Annotated in this window: 16 protein-coding genes and 1 pseudogene; 1 reads left to right on the top strand and 16 read right to left on the bottom strand. The window is 64.8% G+C overall.

What is annotated here, in order from left to right; genetic code table 11:
- Nucleotides 1–55: 55 nt before the first annotated feature.
- From CG471_RS24715 to CG471_RS24675, 8 genes are all read right to left on the bottom strand, one after another.
- Nucleotides 56–718 carry a hypothetical protein gene (locus CG471_RS24715; protein WP_373562073.1) on the bottom strand — a complete coding sequence of 221 codons (663 nt, stop codon included), beginning with the start codon at nt 716–718 and terminating at the stop codon, nt 56–58.
- Nucleotides 715–909: a hypothetical protein gene (locus tag CG471_RS24710; protein ID WP_063976906.1), complete on the bottom strand. Its 195-nt coding sequence runs from the start codon at nt 907–909 to the stop codon at nt 715–717. Before CG471_RS24710 ends, CG471_RS24715 begins: the two co-directional genes overlap by 4 nt.
- Nucleotide 910: 1 nt before the next feature.
- Entirely contained in the window at nt 911–2599 is a 1689-nt protein-coding gene (locus CG471_RS24705; RefSeq protein ID WP_063976905.1) for a sensor histidine kinase, read from the bottom strand.
- 275 nt (nt 2600–2874) lie between these two features.
- Nucleotides 2875–4107, bottom strand: a complete 1233-nt coding sequence (locus CG471_RS24695) for a hypothetical protein (protein ID WP_063976904.1) — start codon at nt 4105–4107, stop codon at nt 2875–2877.
- Nucleotides 4104–5309, bottom strand: a complete 1206-nt coding sequence (locus CG471_RS24690; RefSeq protein ID WP_063976903.1) for a helicase HerA domain-containing protein — start codon at nt 5307–5309, stop codon at nt 4104–4106. Before CG471_RS24690 ends, CG471_RS24695 begins: the two co-directional genes overlap by 4 nt.
- Nucleotides 5306–5875 carry a hypothetical protein gene (locus CG471_RS24685; protein WP_063976902.1) on the bottom strand — a complete coding sequence of 190 codons (570 nt, stop codon included), beginning with the start codon at nt 5873–5875 and terminating at the stop codon, nt 5306–5308. Before CG471_RS24685 ends, CG471_RS24690 begins: the two co-directional genes overlap by 4 nt.
- A 10-nt stretch (nt 5876–5885) precedes the next feature.
- The gene (locus CG471_RS24680) at nt 5886–6557 is read right to left on the bottom strand and encodes a hypothetical protein (RefSeq protein WP_063976901.1); all 672 of its coding nucleotides are present in this window, start codon (nt 6555–6557) and stop codon (nt 5886–5888) included.
- A gap of 104 nt (nt 6558–6661) precedes the next feature.
- Nucleotides 6662–7969, bottom strand: coding sequence for a hypothetical protein (locus tag CG471_RS24675; RefSeq protein WP_063976900.1), 1308 nt, complete (start codon nt 7967–7969; stop codon nt 6662–6664).
- A 75-nt stretch (nt 7970–8044) separates the two neighbouring features.
- Here CG471_RS24675 and CG471_RS24670 point away from each other — a divergent pair, with 75 nt between their 5' ends.
- Nucleotides 8045–8569: a hypothetical protein gene (locus tag CG471_RS24670; RefSeq protein ID WP_063976899.1), complete on the top strand. Its 525-nt coding sequence runs from the start codon at nt 8045–8047 to the stop codon at nt 8567–8569.
- A gap of 64 nt (nt 8570–8633) precedes the next feature.
- Here the strand turns inward: CG471_RS24670 and CG471_RS24665 are convergent, their stop codons facing one another.
- The 8 genes and pseudogenes from CG471_RS24665 to CG471_RS24630 form a co-directional block, all read right to left on the bottom strand.
- Nucleotides 8634–9149 carry a thermonuclease family protein gene (locus CG471_RS24665; RefSeq protein WP_063976898.1) on the bottom strand — a complete coding sequence of 172 codons (516 nt, stop codon included), beginning with the start codon at nt 9147–9149 and terminating at the stop codon, nt 8634–8636.
- Nucleotides 9146–9352, bottom strand: coding sequence for a hypothetical protein (locus CG471_RS24660; RefSeq protein ID WP_063976897.1), 207 nt, complete (start codon nt 9350–9352; stop codon nt 9146–9148). Before CG471_RS24660 ends, CG471_RS24665 begins: the two co-directional genes overlap by 4 nt.
- A gap of 32 nt (nt 9353–9384) precedes the next feature.
- Nucleotides 9385–9999, bottom strand: a complete 615-nt coding sequence (locus CG471_RS24655) for a hypothetical protein (protein WP_063976896.1) — start codon at nt 9997–9999, stop codon at nt 9385–9387.
- A 34-nt stretch (nt 10000–10033) separates the two neighbouring features.
- The gene (locus CG471_RS24650; protein ID WP_063976895.1) at nt 10034–10678 is read right to left on the bottom strand and encodes a hypothetical protein; all 645 of its coding nucleotides are present in this window, start codon (nt 10676–10678) and stop codon (nt 10034–10036) included.
- A 68-nt stretch (nt 10679–10746) separates the two neighbouring features.
- Nucleotides 10747–11235, bottom strand: a complete 489-nt coding sequence (locus CG471_RS24645; RefSeq protein ID WP_063976894.1) for a hypothetical protein — start codon at nt 11233–11235, stop codon at nt 10747–10749.
- 15 nt (nt 11236–11250) lie between these two features.
- Nucleotides 11251–12189, bottom strand: a complete 939-nt coding sequence (locus CG471_RS24640; protein ID WP_063976893.1) for an ArdC family protein — start codon at nt 12187–12189, stop codon at nt 11251–11253.
- Nucleotides 12190–12301: 112 nt separating this feature from the next.
- The gene (locus CG471_RS24635; protein ID WP_099234102.1) at nt 12302–14398 is read right to left on the bottom strand and encodes a ParB/RepB/Spo0J family partition protein; all 2097 of its coding nucleotides are present in this window, start codon (nt 14396–14398) and stop codon (nt 12302–12304) included.
- Nucleotides 14399–14555: 157 nt separating this feature from the next.
- Nucleotides 14556–16238: pseudogene (locus CG471_RS24630) on the bottom strand (strawberry notch C-terminal domain-containing protein); the annotation flags it as partial.
- Between the last annotated feature and the right edge of the window lie 481 nt (nt 16239–16719).

Below are 16719 nucleotides of genomic sequence, written 5' to 3'. Positions count from 1 at the left end.
AAAGTGCAGTAGCGCTTTGCAACTGTCCCGAGCGCTTCAATGGCCTCGGATCGTCTCAAACGGCGGATAATTTTGTAGCCCATAAATAAAGGGTTGCGGTGAGACGAGACACCATCTGCAAACATAAAAACCAGCAGGCCGACTTGGGGGGCACGGGCAGGCCTTCGGCGACGATGCGGGCGGTGCAGTCTGCCCGATCCCAGTTCCAGCGGCGCAGGGGGTAATCGCACCGATAGAGGGGATCGTCGATCGAGAGCGCATGATTGGCGCGCGCAGTGTCGCGGGGTCCGGCATCGTAGCCGATGAGGCGTATGACCCGCTGACCCCTGCTCCATGCCTCGATCGCCGGTTGCCAGGTCTTGAGGAACGCGTCCTGCGGCGCTTTCTTGTATTTGAGGCTGCAACTGGAGCCGCCGAGCGATTTGCTCGGCAGCGTCGCGTTGGTCAGGCACATTTCCAGGATGCCGTAATAGGGCGGCCAGTGCTTGAACCGTTTTGGCGTGTACGAGACGATCTCGTGCCGGATGCCCCGGTCGCGCATCCAGGGGCCGATGACGTCGAGATAGGCGTATGTTTCCGGTTTCTCGTTCCCGGTGTCGGCTGTCAGCACGAGGTCGGGAGTTGCCCCGCGGGCATGCAGCTCGAGAAGCAGCGCAGTGCTGTCCACGCCGATGCCGTAAGCGAGGACCACCGGAGGCCCCGGGATGGGCATTGTCATGACGATTCCTCCGGCTCGAGATAGCTGTCGAATGGGGGACCGACCGCCTCGATCCAGGTGCCTTCGCGATCGAGTTCGGCGATGCGCGCTTGCAGGGCCGCCTTGAGTGCGTCGGGGTCGAGATCCTCGCCCTTGGCGTCGCTCGACACAGTGCTGAACGCGATCGTGAACGCGTGATTGTAGCGCGCCATTTCAGGCGACCTCGGGATCAGACGTCCCGGATGCGCGGGGCGCGATGGCGATGTCGAGCCGGTTGCGGCTCATGACGATGGTGACGGTGCGGTCCTCGGGAAGAAGGTGACGATGGTTGAAAAGCCGCGCGCGGATACTGTTTTCGAGCGCCGCGTCGTCGCCTTCGAGCAGACCGATGATGCGTTCGGCCGCGTCGGCGCGAAATCGCTCCTGCTGGGTCTCGTAGCTGTCCGCGTCGCTGTCTTCGCTGGCGTAGAAAATGGCATTTTCAAACAGATCGGCAACGTCCTGCGCGGTCATGGCGGTGCCGCGGCGAACGAAGATGCGGGTTTCCTCGACAGAGTTGCAGGAGAACTGGTCTGGCGCGAACGCGACATCGGCTGCGCATTCCACGGTGGCGAGGACGCCGGCTTGACCGATCGTCGCTAAAAGCGTGATTGCCTCGACAAATCCGTCCTCGGCTTCGATCGGCGCTTCCTTGCTGTCGGAGATCGTGAAGGTGCGGTCGCCCTGCGTGACGCGGAAGACAACGTCCTCGACGCGCGAGAGACGGTCGTACCAGCCATAGCCGGTGAAGGCGTCCTGGGCTTCGACCAGCGGTCCGCCGAAGGGGTTTTGCGCCGCGACCGCAGATTGCACCGGTTGGGCGACCAGCGCGTCGAAGTCGGGCATCAGGACCATGGCGGGATCGGTTTCGCGCATGCCCGTTTCGTAATTGCGGCTGCTGTCGGCCGCGGGCGCGGACCAGGTAAAGAGATACGGTGCCGCTTCGGGGAGAGTAACACCCATGTCTCTTGCGGCGCGCCAGTCGTGAAACGAGAGCCGGTGCCTGTCCTGCGCGGCGATCGCCCGGAAGATGGCGACGTGGACGGCGTGCCGCAGGTCGGCGATGGCGGCGTTCTCGACCACTTCCTTGCGTGCGGGAAGCACGAGCTGGATCTGCGGCGCATCGAAAATGTCGACCTTGGCGATCCAGTGCCCGCCGCGATCGACCTCCTGGACGAAAGGCAGGGCGCAGGGAATGGTGACGCCGTGGAAGTTGAGGCGGTGATCGCGCGAGGAATAGTGGGAGGGATTTTTCCGGAAGACACCGATCCGGGTGCCGTTCCATTCCTCGACATGATCGGCGTCGGCGAGCCAGTCTTCGTAGGGAAGGGCCTCTCCATCGAGGAGCACGGCAACCGGATAATGTTTCGCGGCGCGCGTAATGTCGTCGCGCAGGGTGCGGACCCACTCGCCCGGCACGCAGACGGTGATGGCGGTCCCGCAGGCGATAGGATCGGACGTGATCGCGATCGGGCGGCTCGTTTCCCAGGCAGTGGCCGGGATGTGCGCCATCCAGCCCTGGCGATCGGGCCGCGAGTAGGAACGAATAATGACATTCCGCCCGGCGAGGCTGAAGACGCCCATCCCGGCGGGATCTTCGGCGCGGCGGGTCTCGTCGGACCATCCCGATCGACCCAGTGTCACGATCGAGGCGGGGTCGGCAATGCCGTGACCGTCGTCGACGACATGGAGGAAAGTGTCGGCGCCCGATGTCTGGATCGACACCGATACGCACTGCGCACCGGCACGGCGGGCATTCTGGAACAGTTCGTTGATGACGTCGAAGGCGGTGTTGTTGAACAGCCGCGTCACCTTGGAGATGGTCTCGGGTGCGACGGCGGTTGCGATGGTGGCTGGGATCATGGGGACGCTCCTCGTGGCTGGCGCGCTTCTTCACGCCTCCCCGCTCGTTCCCTCTCCCCTCTCCTGATCGCCGGGGAGCGTCTGCTCTTGCAGGAATGTCCCGCGCCCGCCTCGAAAAGCCCCGACCACGGTGCCGCCGTCCCAGTGACCCCCAAGAATGCCTTTGCGCACGATACCGCAGACAGGAGCCCTGCGCGCGGCGAGAAGCCGTGCGCGGCGGGTATCGCGGTCTATCGGTTCGCCTGTCGCGATGTCTGTCAGGGATCTGAGCGGCTTCATGGCTTGTCTCCGGCGATATCTTCCATGGCAAGGATCTGGTCGAGTGTCGGTGGGGGCGTGCAGCGCGGTCGACGGCCGAACAGCAGTCCCATCTTCTGAGCATATTTGTGGACGGCGGCATGGTTCCGGCCCAGTGCCGTGACGACATCGGCAAAGGCGACGCCATTGTTGTAGGCGCGCTTCAGCGCATGGCGTTCGTCGTCCGTCCAGGGCTTCTGATATCCATGAACCAGGCCGAGGTTATTGGCGCGCGTGAACAGCGACGCCTTGGTCCGCCCCATGCGCGTCGCCAGTTCGGTCATTGGAATCTTGCCATAGAGCGCGCGCAGGGTGGCGATATCGTCGTCGGACCAGACCGGACCGCCGCGAAAGCCGTCCCGCATTGCATGGGTGCCGCGAAGTCCAAGATATTCGCTGCGCCAGCGGATCGAGTAACGGGTCCGCCCGAGACGCGTCAGGAGGGGTGTGAGGCTTTTGCCCTCCCGATAGGCAAGCGTGAGGAGAGCGTCCTCTTCGGGTGTCCATGAACGTCCCCAGCCCCGCCCGTAGCCGAGGCGTTGCAGGATCGCCTTGATTGCGATCTTGCTGCGTTCGCAATAGCCTGCTTCGACCAGCAGGGATGCGATGTGGCCGTAGCGATGCCCCTCTTCTGCCAGCGACAGCGTGAGCATGGCCTCGGCCTCGGTCCAGTCGGGGGGCTTTGCCGGATGGCGAAGGCCAAGACTGTTGGCACGGCTCGCGGTCCCTGACAGCGGGCGGCCGATAAGGATCGCGATCTGGGCGATGGGGACGGCGGCGGCATATCCAGCGCGCAACTGGGCATCCTCCCACGATGTCCAGCGTGGGGGGTTGCCTTCGGTGAGCCCCAGGACCCCGGCCCGCGCATAGACGGCGCTGCATGCGCGACCGAGATCGGCGGCAACGTCCGCGGTCGCGCGTGAGCCATAGTGGCGCGAGAGCCAGTTATCCTCGTCGGGCGTCCAGGGACGCTGGGAATGGCGGCGAAGGCCAAGCGTTGCGACCTTGTCGCGAACGCCGGCAAGACCCCGCCCCAGGGCGGCGGCGATCTCGGCCAGCGGGATATCGGCGCGAAAGCCGGTCTCGAGCGTGGCGACTTCCTGCGGGGTCCAGGCATTTTGCCGGAAGGGCATTTCGGGCAGGCGGCCCTCGGGCTCGGGGCGCACCGGACAGGCGACCAGTTCGACGACGGTGGGGGCAAGATCGGTCATAGCGACACCACAGCGACATCGCTCAGCCGCGCGCGCAGCCTGGCATGGAGGCGGGCGATCCGGTCATCGCCCCTTGGCATGGTATCGATCGCCGCGATTGCCGAGAGGAGATTGAGTGCGCGATCCGTTCGATCGGCGTCGAGGGACAGGTGCCGCGCCAGATCGCATGCCGTGCTGGCGTTGGGCGAAATGCGCTTGAGCGCGTCCATTATGGCAGCGGCATCGGTCGCGGAGGGATCGAGGAGGAACGCGTCGAGCGCGCGCGTGCCCTTGAGTGTTATGCCAGGACCATGATCGGCGACCTCGGCAAGGCCGGCAAGATCCAGCAGCCGCGCTGCCTCATCGGCCTCGATCGCCGCTGCCGCGCGAAGTTCCGGTGTCCTGCCCACATGCTGGGTAATGGTCGGATCGATATGTGCCAGGACAGGCGTCGCCGACAGTGCAGGCCCGAGCGCGAAGAAGTCGCCGGGGGCAAGGTTACGCAACAGGTCTGCGTCGCGTGGCGCAAAGCCCAGGAGATCGGCCGCGCGCGCGATGTCGCGGTCGAACACATTCAGCCCGACAAGGAAGTTCTGAAGTTCCGACACGACCGATGTCGATAGCTTGGCGAGCCGCTGGGTGGCGATAACGGTTGCCAGACCGCGTTTGCGTCCTCTGGCTGCAAGGTCGGTGAGGGTCGCGACCCCGAGCCGCCGGGCTTCGGCATCGCGCGCCGATCCTGCGACATGGGGCGCGAGAAGATGCCCCTCGTCGATGCACACAAGAACAGTATGTGCCCAGTCCTCACGCGGCGCGCCGACAAGCCCCGCGAAGAAGGCGGCAGCCTTGATGATCCGCTGGTCGGGGTCGAGGTCGGTGAGATCGACATGAACGGAGAGACGGTGCCGGCGGCTTCGGGCGGCAGCGGCGGTCAGGCCATCGGCGGTCAATTCGACCGCGCGGATCGTGGTCGCGCCGATATGCCGTGCGAGATTTTCGAATTCCCCTTCGGGATCGACGATGGCGACGGTCGTGTAATCGAATGCTTCCTCGATGATACGACGCAGCGTCCGGCTCTTCCCGGCACCCGAGCTGCCCTGGATCAGCAGCCGTCCGGCAAGGAGGCGATCGAGATCGAGTTCGAGCGATCCGGTGGAGTGGCGGCCGAGCGGTACGCGATTGGCCGCGGCCTCGGCGACGGAAATGGAAGCGGGCGAGGTCATGTCCGGTCCTTTGGGGCGACATCGGCGTCAGGCAGTGCCGGATCGTTGGCGGGCGGGGCGGCAATGGCGTCGGGATCGGGCGCAGGCGCGCCGTCCATGCTCTTCCAGTCCAGCATGTCGTCGCTTTCCCGTTCGCATTGCTGGCAGGTCGTGGAATCGTAAGTGCTCAGCAGCACCCATGCCTGGGTCTCGACATCCCAGACGGCGACCGCGTCCTTCGTCACATTGTCGCTGCCGCAATGGTCGCAGACAGGCTTGACCGCCTTTGTCGGGGGACGGAGGCGATCCTGGGTGCAGACTGACCAGTCGCCGTAGAATTTGCCGCCATAGGGCAGGCAGTCGCCCTCGATCTGGATGGCATGTTGGCCAAATCCGTCATGGAAATGAATGTCCGTATCCGGGAAAAACTTTTCCAGGACGTCGCGGGGAGCGCAGATCTTTACGTCGCTCCCGTAGGTGGTGTGAACATAGCTGAGGGGGCCGATGGCCGGCCCTTCGCTGCCCCATGCCTGCATGTCCCGGTCGGCGTTGTCGCGACCGTGAAAGAGATAGAGATAGACGCTCATGGCTCGTGCCTCACGATGCGGTGGGAAGGAGGGAGGCAAGCGCGCTGGCCGGCACCTGCTTGCTGATCGGTGCCGTGCTTTCGACGCGGATCGCTTCGAGGCTGTCGAAGGTCTCCGGCATCTGCCGGCGCTCGTAGCGGTCCTTGTCGACAAGTCCGTAGATGGGCTCGCCTTCGTGGCGGGCAAAACCCAGGGCATCGACGCTCACGACGCGGCGGAAAACGCAACCGACCTTGCCGTCGGGCACCCAGTCGGCCCAGGAGCCCGAGGCCGAGACGCTCTCATATTGGCCGATGATCGCCTGATAGGCGGCGCGCCGTCGCACGACATGGCTGTCGTGGATCGAAACCTCCTCGCCGGTCAGGTCTTTCCAGCGATCGGGATGCCAGCATCGCACCGATCGGCGGGCATTCTCGACCTGAAGAGCGATGCCGGGGATCGGCAGGCGGCGGAATTCGTCGGCGAAGCCGTAGAGAACCAGCGCATAATCGACATCCTCCTCGTAGAAGGGATCGTCGCGTCGCAGGGCGTCGGGCATTGCGGCTTGACGCTCGTCGGAAAGGACGTAGCCGCCATAGCTCGGCGTCCAGACCCGCCAGATGCCGGGCAAGACCTGCTCGGCCCGGTCGGGGATATCCCATGGCGTGGTTGCGGGCCGCAGGCTCGGTTGAAATCGGGTCATCTGTCGTCTCCCTTTGTGGATCGGACAGTTTCTCCCTCTCTCCTTCGGCTTCGATCGTCCCGGGGCGCAGTTTTCGAATAACGGGTTAAGTCATGTAGTCAGTTTCATCCGATCCGTAGCTGATCGAGAATGGCCGCTTCCAGCGCATCGCCTTCGAGATCCTCAGCGTGGATGGTGACGACAGGCGCGATCTCGCGCAGCTTCTCGACCTGGCGCAGCTTCAGCCCGAGCGTGTCAGCATCCTCGCCGGTCACGATTTCGAGGGCGGATTCGATGACCTCGCCGGTGGTGAAGTCCCGCAGGTCGAGAAGCAGATCGGGACGCAGATCGCCCGCGCGTGTCGCGATATCGAACAGGAGGCGTTTGAACCCGACACCGATGCCGCGGCGGCGGAAGCGATATTGAAGGTCGAGCAGCCCGACGATCGTCTTGCGCTCTGCAAGATTATGCACCGCAATAAAGTTTGCGGGTCGGGCGATAGGCTGGGCGTAGGCGCGGAGCGCGGCATAGCCCTCGCGCGGATTATGTTCACCGACGACTGCCAGAACCAGATAGGGCGGTCCCATCCGGCGCTGATTGACGCCGATATGCCGGATGCGGTTCTTGACCGTGAGTTCCCGGCCCTCTGCAAGGGTGATGGTCGAGCCGGTGACGTCGGTCGCGTAGAGAAGCAGAAACGCCTGCGGCGCATGTTCGCTCGGCCATTTCCGAGCCGCCTCGCGAAGTTTGGCGAAGACGATGCCGCGCTCATAGGGATCGATGTGGGTGTAGAGATGGCGCGCGAGCGGGATGCCCGGTGCGATCTGAACGCGCTCGGCGGCGTGGCGCAACGCGGCAAATTCGCTCGCCATCGATGTCGTCCTGGGTTCCCCGACCTCGAGCGGATCGACGACGTTGACGTGCGCCATTTCCATGAGAAGCCACAGCAGCCGGGCAAGCCGTGGGATGGCGACGCCGCGGGTGCGATCGTCGGGCTCGGTATCGGCGGGGAGCTGTGCCAGCTTTTCGGGGGCGAGGCGGTGCGCGGAGAAGAGCCCGTCAGGCTCGTTGATCGATCGCGGCGTGGCAGTCGCCCGTTCGCGGATACGCGGCGGCGCCTGTTCGCGGAAGAAGGGGCAATCGACATGATGTTCGGGGCGTCGCTGGCGAATGCTGGTCAGGCGGCGCAGATAATAGGTTTCCGCTTCGGAGAGATAGGCCGGTGAAAGCAGCGGGGGATCGGCCCCCTCTCCCAGGCAGTCGCAGGCGATCCATTGGTGATGGTCGCGCGCCTTGACCACCATGATGACCGAAGCGCGGTGATCGGCGTCCTCGCCCTCGCCGGTGTACCAGCGCACCAGCGCCTCGCGGACCACGTCCGGGACGGGGGAACGGGAGGCAAGGCCCCTGGTATCGCGCGGAACAAGCCACATGGCGGTGAGGATACTCCATAAAGCTTGCAAGGTCACCTTTGTTCACGTTACGTTCAATGACGGAAGGAGTTCGCCATGCAGCAAGCGGATTTTATCGGTGCGTTCGATCTCGACACGGTGCTCATCGAATTGTCGGTGGATCTCGATATTCGCGTTACGCGCAGGATGCTGGCAGGAGCCTGCATCGGCAGCGATCCCGAAGATGCCTATCTGTCGGCGCGGGAACTGCGCGAATCGCTCGAATGGATTCATGAGGGCCAGGAGGCGGGCAAGGGAAAGCTGACCACGATCCTCGAAACCCCGTGTGACGATTTCCAGCGTTGCCTCTATTATTGCGTCGCCGGCAAAGGCGTCGTCACCATGCTGGATGACCTGGTGTGGCTGGAGAAGCTGCTCGAGGCGCGGGGGAGGCTCGCAGCGAGGCTTTATCGCGACAAGGCGGCCGTTAAGCCTCTGGTCAATCCGTATGTGGCGTCCGAACCCGACGGGCCGGTGGGGCGGTTCGATCCTGCCTTCAGGATCGGTGCATCATGGTCGCACGATCCGGGTCCCGACTATGTGGCGGACGACGATGGGCCGGGTCCCCGGCTCACCTACTGACGGCAAATAAAACAGCGGTCCGGCATGGGGGGATGCCGGACCGCTGCCTCAGGGAGGGAATGGGTCAGTAACGTCCTTCGCAGGCAAGCCGTTCCCCATGCCGCCAGCGTGCCGGGTCGATATATTCTCCGGCGTAGGCGCCACGCCCCTGGGTCTTCGCTTCGAGGGCTGCGGCGAGATAGGCCGATGCGCGCTCGGGATCGCTGCGCAGATACTGGGTCGCCGGCACCGCCAGGCCTTCCCGGATCATCCTTTCGCCCAGATCCTGTCCATCGACGGTGACGATCGCGACCGGTCGGCCATAGCTGTTGGCGCCGGTGGGCGTGACGGTGGCGGTGCCGCTTTTGAGTATCCGGGATGCCAAATCCTGCGCCAGCTTTCCGCATGGGTAGCAGGAACCCTTTGTCGAGCACATTTGCTTGCGCTCGAAGGCGTCGGCACCCGACAGGCGAAAGTCGATCGAGACGGTGTCGCCGTCGATCGCCCTGCCCTTCCCGCTGATCGGGCTGTCGTCGGGCGGTGGCGAGACCGCGCCGCAGGCGGCAAGGGCCGCGAGCAGAAAAGGAAGCGCGCTCCTCATGCGTAGCGCAGTTCGACTTCGACGTTCGGCCCATCGACGATGAAGGGCACGACGCAAAAGGGCTGGAGGGGTTCGGCGGTACGCACGATCGACACATGGCGCGCGCCCGCGTCGAACATGCGGGCAGCGACCGCCTGTGCGTTGGCGCGGCTGCACAGTCGCCAACGCTTGGGACTGATGGAGGTGGGAGTTTGGGCGGACATGGGGGTCATCCTGACTGGGGCGGCGGCGTCGATCAACCGAACACCGTCTTGTGGACGCGGGTTTGCGGCACGAGCGTCCAGGGGAGGTCTCGCAGGCCGCCGATGCGGTAGGAAGGATAGCCAGATCCCGGTTTTGCCAACGCGATCTTGCGGCCGCGCTTGTGGACGATGAACTCGTCGCCCTCATAGCCGTCGGTGAAGCGCACAGGGTTCGGCAGGCGGATGTGCATGCCGTGTTCGAGTTGCCGGGTGGGGCGAGCGAGACGTTCGAGGCAGCGCCGGCGCCAGTGCAGCGCACCGGGATCGTCGGTATCGCCCAGCAGCGCGAGGATGCGCTCGGGGCATTCCGCCTCGCATGGCCCCATATGTTCGGTCATATCCTTGAAGGCGAACACATACCCGTCCTTCGCCCGCGGGTTCCAGGTAACGAGGCAAACGATGGCGAAAGCGGGTTCATCGATGCCATCGGTCGAAGGCACCGCGGCCGCGTACCAGACCTTGTTGCGAAGACACGAGGAGGCAATGACGCGCAGCCCCTTGCCTTTCCCGTCGGCATCGCGCCGGTCGTAGGTGAACTGTGCCTCAAGATAGGCCTTGGGGGTTTGGTGGGGATACATGGATGACAGGGGCATGCTGAGCCAGCCCATGGCGGCGTCCTTTCGAAATGCGGTGGCATGAAGGTCAGGCGAACAGGCCGACCGGATCTGTGCGGGGGGCCGAGAGACGCAATTCCCGGCGCAGGCGGGCCGCGAACCGTTCGGGTGCCAGGAGGTCGCGGATCGACGCGAAGCGGCGAACGTCGCCGATGCAATCGTGAAGACCATCGACACGGCGATAAATGACCTCGCTGTCGGGACCCGGTGCGCCCAGTGACAGCTGGACGTGGACCTCCTCGCCATGAAGCGTGATTTCGCCCGATTGCGAGGGGTGGCTGCGGTTCGAGTGGATGCGGTAGCGCCCGTCTTCGAGACCGAGCGCATCGGCGAGACGCCGCATGGCCTTGCGACCGTCGGCGTGGAAGCGATCCTTTGCAGCTGCGTCATGGGCGACGCCGCGCACCGCGAGCGTGAGCAAGGCCGGGAAGCGTCGTAATTCGGCGATGGTATCGATGCAGCGACGCCGCAACAGGCTTTCATCGCTGCCCGCGCCGGCGATCGTGCCCAGATGCCGGGCAAGGAGGATCACTGCCGGATCGGTTTCGGCATTCTTGCCGGCATTGCGGCAATCGTCGATCGCGGTCGTGATCGCGTGAAGGGCGGCGGTGATCGTGGCGAGCGCACTGGGGTCGAGTGCCTGCTGGTGACGAAAGGCGACATCGTAGGACATGGCGGTCTCCTCGAGCGCCCTATGCGCTCGACTCCCCGCCATCCCCCTTCCCTCCCTGTCTCCGGGTCTCAGGCGCTATCGCGATCGTCGACCGCGATCAGCGTGTCGATCGCGACAGCGAGAGCCGTTTCGTCGCCGTTGACGATGCGCGCCGTCGGCCTTGCCGCAAGGACGCGGGCGCGAACATCGTCCAGCGCCCGGCCCTTGAGGGCATAGGTGAACACCTGGCCGTCTTCGATCGTCACCAGTTTCGTGCGACATTGCGCGCGCAGCCTTTTCGTTTCGGTCGCGCGGGTGATGAGCGCCGCGACCTCGAACTCGAGACAGTGGGGAAGGACGCTGTCGCCGAGCCGCGAGGCTGGCCTGTTGGCGGCGAGCCATGCGTTGACGGCGTCCTCGGTGACGGTCCCTGTAGGATGGAAGTCGTCCGCGCCGCCCGAGCCACGGTTCGAGGCGAGGAAGGCTTTGTTGCCATCGATCCAGATTTCCGCGCTGTAGCAGGCGGTCTCGTGCGAGAGGGAAGCGACGAGCTGCAATTTGCGCAGTTCGATGTGCATGGCGGGCTCTCCGTGTCATGCCGCAAGGGCTTGCGATGTGTGGGGTTGGGCGGCTTGGGCTGCGGCTGCCTCCCTGAGCCAGGCCACGGCCTGCTCGGCTTTCGCCGCGGCCTTGATGATCGCGCTCGCATCGCCTTTCAGAATGCGCAGCCAGTTGTCGATGTAGCTGGCGTGATTGTCGTGGAGCTCACCGGGAAGATCGAGATCGGCGCACACCAGACATTGCCCGATGCAGGCGACCAGTTCCTCGAACGCATAGGCGTTGTCGCCGAAGCGTTTGCCGAACTCGCGCGCGAGCCGCTGCGGTGCCCCTGAATAATGCACATATTCGTGCGCCAGGGTGCTGGCATAATGATCGTCCGACTTGAACGCGCCGCGCATCGGCATCTGGATATAGTCGCCGATCGGCGAGTAATAGGCTTGGTCTCCGCCATGTCGCACAGTGCCGGGCAAGGCTCCGAAGAACGCGTCGATCGCGGCGCGATGCACGCTTTCGACCCGCGGTTCGGGCGCTGCTGCGACAGGATAATAATAGGCCGGGAGGCCGTCGATCTGATCGACGTTAAAAACGGTATAGGACCGCAGGAAACGGATATTCTTCGTGGCCGCTTCGCCGGTCATCCGATCGGTATCGGTCTTCGAGAAGCTCGAATAATAGACGCTGTGGGCGCCGCGCTCGCCGCGCCGGACCTGCCCGCCCAGTTCGGTGGCCTGGCGATAGGTCATCCAGTTGCGGCCCGCATAGCCCTGTGCGTCGCCGATCGCCCAGAGATAGAGAGCGTTGATGCCGGTATAGGGTGTGCCGCAATGGCGGAGCGGACGGCCCCCTGCTCCGGTCAGGCCCCAGGGTCTGGACCAGGGGAGAACCCCCGCTTCCAGCTTGGCGATGATAAGGCTTGTGATCTCGGCCGCGACGTCGCGGCGCGGTCCTGCGGGTTTGCGTGTAAAGGTCATGGCGATGTCCTCGCGTCGCGGCCTGTCGCTTCGGGCCGCGGATAAAAAGAAAGCGGCGCGCCCCGGTATCGGGACGCGCCGCAGGGAAAGCCCAGGAGACGATGGGCGGGGGTTATTCGGCAGCGATCAGCGTGGGATCGGTCTCGTCGGAGGCAGTGCCGTCGTCCGGCAGGACTGCGTCCTGCGTATCGACATGGTCGCTCTCGGCGTCATCGGCATCCTCTGTCTCGATACCCTCGCCCTCATCGAATGCCTCGTCGTCGAGATCGCCCTCGTCGAAGTCGCTTTCGTCCACCAGCGCGGAGGCGATGTCGTAGCGCATGGCATCGGGCACCCAGGCCAGCGCGGCGTCTTTGGTCTCCGCCTCGGTGATTGCTTCGCCGGCGAACAGCTTCTCGCAGCTCGAAGAGATCTCGCCCTTCTTCGACCCCATGTAGCGAGCCGCGAGCGGGGCACCGCCGACCTGGGTCAACAGCGCGAGAAGGGTTCCCTTGGACACGCGATCGAAGAAGTTTGCCGAAGTCGGCCGCCACCATTTGGCCGGTTCGATCTCGAGGATGCTCGCGAGGCGGGCATGGAGCGGGTTGGTCTTGACCGAGTTATAATCGTCCTTGGCCTCGAGCGAGGACGCGACGACGATGGCAAGCCATGCGGCCTTGGCGTCGTCGTCGAGCGCGCGGAACCCTTCGAACCGGGTGACTGGATCTGAGGCCTGCGTCCAACTGGTGTCGAGCCCTTCGCGCGCATCGGCGATCGCCTGCTGGGCCTGGGTCGCAGGCTGATCCTTGGGCATCTGGGGGTCCTGCGGATGGTTTGCCCGCAGTGTGGTGCCATATCGGGTAAAATGCGTCGGGTCGGCGAGCGCGAAGAGCATGTAATCGAGCGCGAGCGCCGGATCGCCAAGGATCGAGGCAGCGAGAATATCGCGGCGCTGAACGGCCAGTTCATCGTGCAGACGGGCGCTGAGCGCCTTGCCCCCCGGTGCGACCGCTTCGGGCGGCAAAGGGGCGGTTTCGCGCGAGGACGGCGAAGAGGGGACCGGACGATCGTCGCCGGGGAGGCGGACAGGCGCCTCGCTGTAGTAGGTGGTGTCGAGCACCATCTTGCCGTCACGGCCGAGCGTCAGGAACACCCCGACCTGCCCCTTGATCTCGTCGGTGAGTTCGGGTGCCTTGGAGTTGAGCGCCTCATATTCCTCGCGCAGCGCGTCATACTCTTCCTCGAGCTTGCCGTAGGCGTCGGGTTCGAGGCTCTCGTCGGACATTTCCTCCTCGAGCACTTCGCATCGCTCGACGATGGCATCGGACCGTTCGGCCTCTTCCTGCGTCATCGGTGCGGGCGGGAGCACGACACGGTGAAGGTCGGAGGTGATGCCGTAGAGACTGGTGGTCGCAACGGGGCGGACCCATGCGACGCCCAGATTCTCGCCGAGGCGTTTGGCTTCCGCCTCCATGATCGCGGCAGCCAGGGTCTGAGCCAGTTCCGGATCGGTCCACCGATCCCCGTCCTCGCTGAAGAGTTCACGCTCGATGCGTCCGCCCGCCGCGACATAGGCATCGGCGCCGACAAGCACGGCAACCGGGTCGGTCGCTTTCATGCTATCGTTGGCGATGGCCCTTCGGATGCTGTCGGCATTGACGTAGGAGCTGTGGCCGTATTGCTGGAAGACGCGTTCCTGCTTGGCGACATCCTCGGTCGAGCCATAGGCCTTGGCGAGGTCGAGCGATATCCGTCCTTCGGAAAGCGCCTCGAAGATCGGGGGCGCGAGATTGGCGAGACGCAGCCGCCCTTCGATGAAGCGGCGGGTCTGCCCGAAGCGGCGTGCAACCGCCTCGATGTCGCCATCGGCTTTGAGAAAATGCTGGAAGGCAACGCATTCCTCGGCAGGGGTCATTGCCTCGCGCTGGAAATTCTCGGTGAGCGAAACTTCGCGCAGGTCGGCTTCGTCGCCGCTGATCACCTTGACCGGCACATCATATTGGGCCGCATCGATCTCGCCGGCTTCCGCCAGCATCATCGCGCCGAGATAGCGTCGATCGCCGGCAATGATCTCGAACATGCCCTTGGGGCGGGCAGCGGTGACGAGCAGATTCTGCATGATGCCGCGGGCGCGGATGCTCGCCGCCATCGCCTCGATGTTCTTCGGCGGGGTCGTGCGGACATTCTTGTCGGAGCGCTTGAGCTTGGCGAGTTTGACGGTCTGGGTCATTTGGGGTCTCCATGAGCATGATGGTGTCCGGCGCGCGTCTTTCCCCACACCGGACACCCTCCCCGATCCTCCTCCCCTTCCCGTCCCGCGCTTCGCGGGGGTTAGCCACGGGGGTCATGGCCCGAAGCGCAGGAGAAACGGGTATCGGCGGGAGGGCAGGCGGGAAGACGCGGGTCTTGTAGGCGATGATTTCGGTGAAGCAGCCGATCGACTTCAGCCACGGCAGCTGGTTGGCCGGAGCGCCCACGATCTCGATGCGGGGGCTGGTGTTGACGCGGACGCGTTTGACCTCGCATGCGAATGGCCGTTTGATGGTCACGGTGCCACCTTCGAGGGCGGCCTTGACGACTTCCGCAGGGCTAAGGACATCGTTGCTCTCAAGCCCCAGTTTGGAAAACAGTGCGGGCACGTCGCGGGGAAACACCATGCGCCCGAGCCACGAGCGCCCGCTGTCGTCGACCACCCGGTTGACGACGAGATGATCGCTGGGAAGGGCCGACCAGATCGGCAGCAGGAGTCCGGTCGCAAGGCGGATCGTCTCGGTGTCGACCTTGTCGAGGATCTCACGGACCTCGGCGCTCCATTCTTCCTCGAACCGCGCGCGCGAACATTCGCTCCAGGCCGTCTCGTAAAGATCGTTGAGCGCCAGATACTCGTGACGGGAGGGACGCATCAGTTCGATCCGGGGAATCGCCACGCCATCTTCGGTCAGCCAGGGCCGTGCGTTGGTGCGCAGGGCAACCTTGCCGGACTTGCCGTTGCGCACGAAAGCCGCGCTTCTGTCGGTATCGGCGATCCGCAGGACGCGCTCGAGCGAAACCGGATTGCGGCGGCGGGTGACCTCGATCGTGAGGAGATGGGACGTCGCTTTGCTGACCGGATCGGTGCGCAAGATCCTGTCGTCGAGGACGGTTGCTGTCTCCACCGTCATGGTCTCGACGCCGACATCGAGCGTGCCTGCCTCGCGCGCGGCAGCGACGCGGGCTTCGACCAGGGCGAGAAACTCGTCGAAGATGACGTTCTGCAAGCCGATCGGCAGCGCCAGAAGGCGGTTGAGCCAGCGCTGGATGGGGGGCAGGTCCTCCTTCAGCACGCCATCGGTGTCGAGCAGTTCAAGCCCGGTGCGGTGTTGGAAGTCTGTGAGGTTGGTGCTGGTGAGCTTGCCGGCGACCAGCAGATGATACCAGCTGACGAGGGCCGCCTTGGCATATTCGCTTTCCAGATTGTCGGCGGGATCGAACAGGTTCTGCCCGCCGGTCTGGCGCTGACCGCGAGTGAGCGCGCCCAGGCTGTCGAGCCGGCGCGCGATCGTCGAGGTGAAGCGCAGTTCGCCCTTGCAGTCGGTGGTCACGGGCCGGAAGAGAGGCGAGCAGGCCTGATGGGTGCGATGCGTGCGTCCGAGGCCCTGGATCGCCCGATCGGCCCGCCATCCCGGTTCGAGGAGCAGATGCGCACGCTGTTGCTGGTTCCTGGCGTCGAGGCTGGCATGGTAGGAGCGCCCGGTCCCGCCCGCGTCCGAGAAGACGAGGATGCGTTTGGTGCCCTCCATGAATGCGGCGGAGTCGGCCTGGGTGGCGCGCGCGGAACGCGATTCGAGCTTCTGCCCGCCACCTGGCAGATTGATGAGCCGCTTGGTGCGTCCGGTGACCTCGGCCACCATCTCGGTGCCGAACCGCGTGATGATGGCGTCGAGGACGGCGGCGATCGGCGGCAGGGCGCATAGCTGCTCGATCAGATTGTCGCGCTCCGCTTCGGCTTCCGGGTTGGTGACAGGGTTGCCGTTGGCATCGAGCAGCGGTCGCGATCGGACCTCGCCGGTGTCGTCACGGTAGAAGGTCATCTGCTGAACCGGAAAGGCGCGGGTCAGATAGTCGATGACGGCTTCGCGGGGCGAAAGATCGATGTCGAGATCCGCGCGCTCATCGGCCGAGAGTTCGCCGAGGCGGCGGTCGAGGATGGCTTCGGCCGTCGTCACCAGCTGCAACACGACGGATTGATCTGCGGCAAGATGCTGTTCGATCGCGGCGATGACGGTCGGCAGCTTCGACGACAGGAGGAGTGCGCCGAAAAAGCGTTGCTTGCATCCCTCGAACCGTGAGCGCGCTGCGGCCTTGGCGCCGGAGTTCAGGGTCTTGCCCTCGGCAGCATCCACGACGCCGGTGAGTTCGAGGGCTTTTTCCAGACCGCGGTGAATGATTGCTTATCGCGAGGAAGCGGTAATGCGGAGGAGCGCGGCGTAACCGGCGAATTCCCATGATAGTGTGCGCATTTGCTGCGCATTATATTGGTTGCGAACCTCGGCGGTCCCTGGACCAGCTGAG

It is taken from the genome of Sphingobium sp. IP1, assembly GCF_002708645.1.
GTDB lineage: Bacteria > Pseudomonadota > Alphaproteobacteria > Sphingomonadales > Sphingomonadaceae > Sphingobium > Sphingobium yanoikuyae.
The sequence above is the reverse complement of the archived record's forward strand: the minus strand, read 5'-3'. Positions and strand labels throughout refer to the sequence as shown.

Coding starts and splice junctions, on each gene's coding strand:
- CG471_RS24715 (WP_373562073.1), bottom strand. CDS start 718: ATGACAATGCCCATCCCGGGGCCTCCGGTGGTCCTCGCTTACGGCATC.
- CG471_RS24710 (WP_063976906.1), bottom strand. CDS start 909: ATGGCGCGCTACAATCACGCGTTCACGATCGCGTTCAGCACTGTGTCG.
- CG471_RS24705 (WP_063976905.1), bottom strand. CDS start 2,599: ATGATCCCAGCCACCATCGCAACCGCCGTCGCACCCGAGACCATCTCC.
- CG471_RS24695 (WP_063976904.1), bottom strand. CDS start 4,107: ATGACCGATCTTGCCCCCACCGTCGTCGAACTGGTCGCCTGTCCGGTG.
- CG471_RS24690 (WP_063976903.1), bottom strand. CDS start 5,309: ATGACCTCGCCCGCTTCCATTTCCGTCGCCGAGGCCGCGGCCAATCGC.
- CG471_RS24685 (WP_063976902.1), bottom strand. CDS start 5,875: ATGAGCGTCTATCTCTATCTCTTTCACGGTCGCGACAACGCCGACCGG.
- CG471_RS24680 (WP_063976901.1), bottom strand. CDS start 6,557: ATGACCCGATTTCAACCGAGCCTGCGGCCCGCAACCACGCCATGGGAT.
- CG471_RS24675 (WP_063976900.1), bottom strand. CDS start 7,969: ATGTGGCTTGTTCCGCGCGATACCAGGGGCCTTGCCTCCCGTTCCCCC.
- CG471_RS24670 (WP_063976899.1), top strand. CDS start 8,045: ATGCAGCAAGCGGATTTTATCGGTGCGTTCGATCTCGACACGGTGCTC.
- CG471_RS24665 (WP_063976898.1), bottom strand. CDS start 9,149: ATGAGGAGCGCGCTTCCTTTTCTGCTCGCGGCCCTTGCCGCCTGCGGC.
- CG471_RS24660 (WP_063976897.1), bottom strand. CDS start 9,352: ATGTCCGCCCAAACTCCCACCTCCATCAGTCCCAAGCGTTGGCGACTG.
- CG471_RS24655 (WP_063976896.1), bottom strand. CDS start 9,999: ATGGGCTGGCTCAGCATGCCCCTGTCATCCATGTATCCCCACCAAACC.
- CG471_RS24650 (WP_063976895.1), bottom strand. CDS start 10,678: ATGTCCTACGATGTCGCCTTTCGTCACCAGCAGGCACTCGACCCCAGT.
- CG471_RS24645 (WP_063976894.1), bottom strand. CDS start 11,235: ATGCACATCGAACTGCGCAAATTGCAGCTCGTCGCTTCCCTCTCGCAC.
- CG471_RS24640 (WP_063976893.1), bottom strand. CDS start 12,189: ATGACCTTTACACGCAAACCCGCAGGACCGCGCCGCGACGTCGCGGCC.
- CG471_RS24635 (WP_099234102.1), bottom strand. CDS start 14,398: ATGACCCAGACCGTCAAACTCGCCAAGCTCAAGCGCTCCGACAAGAAT.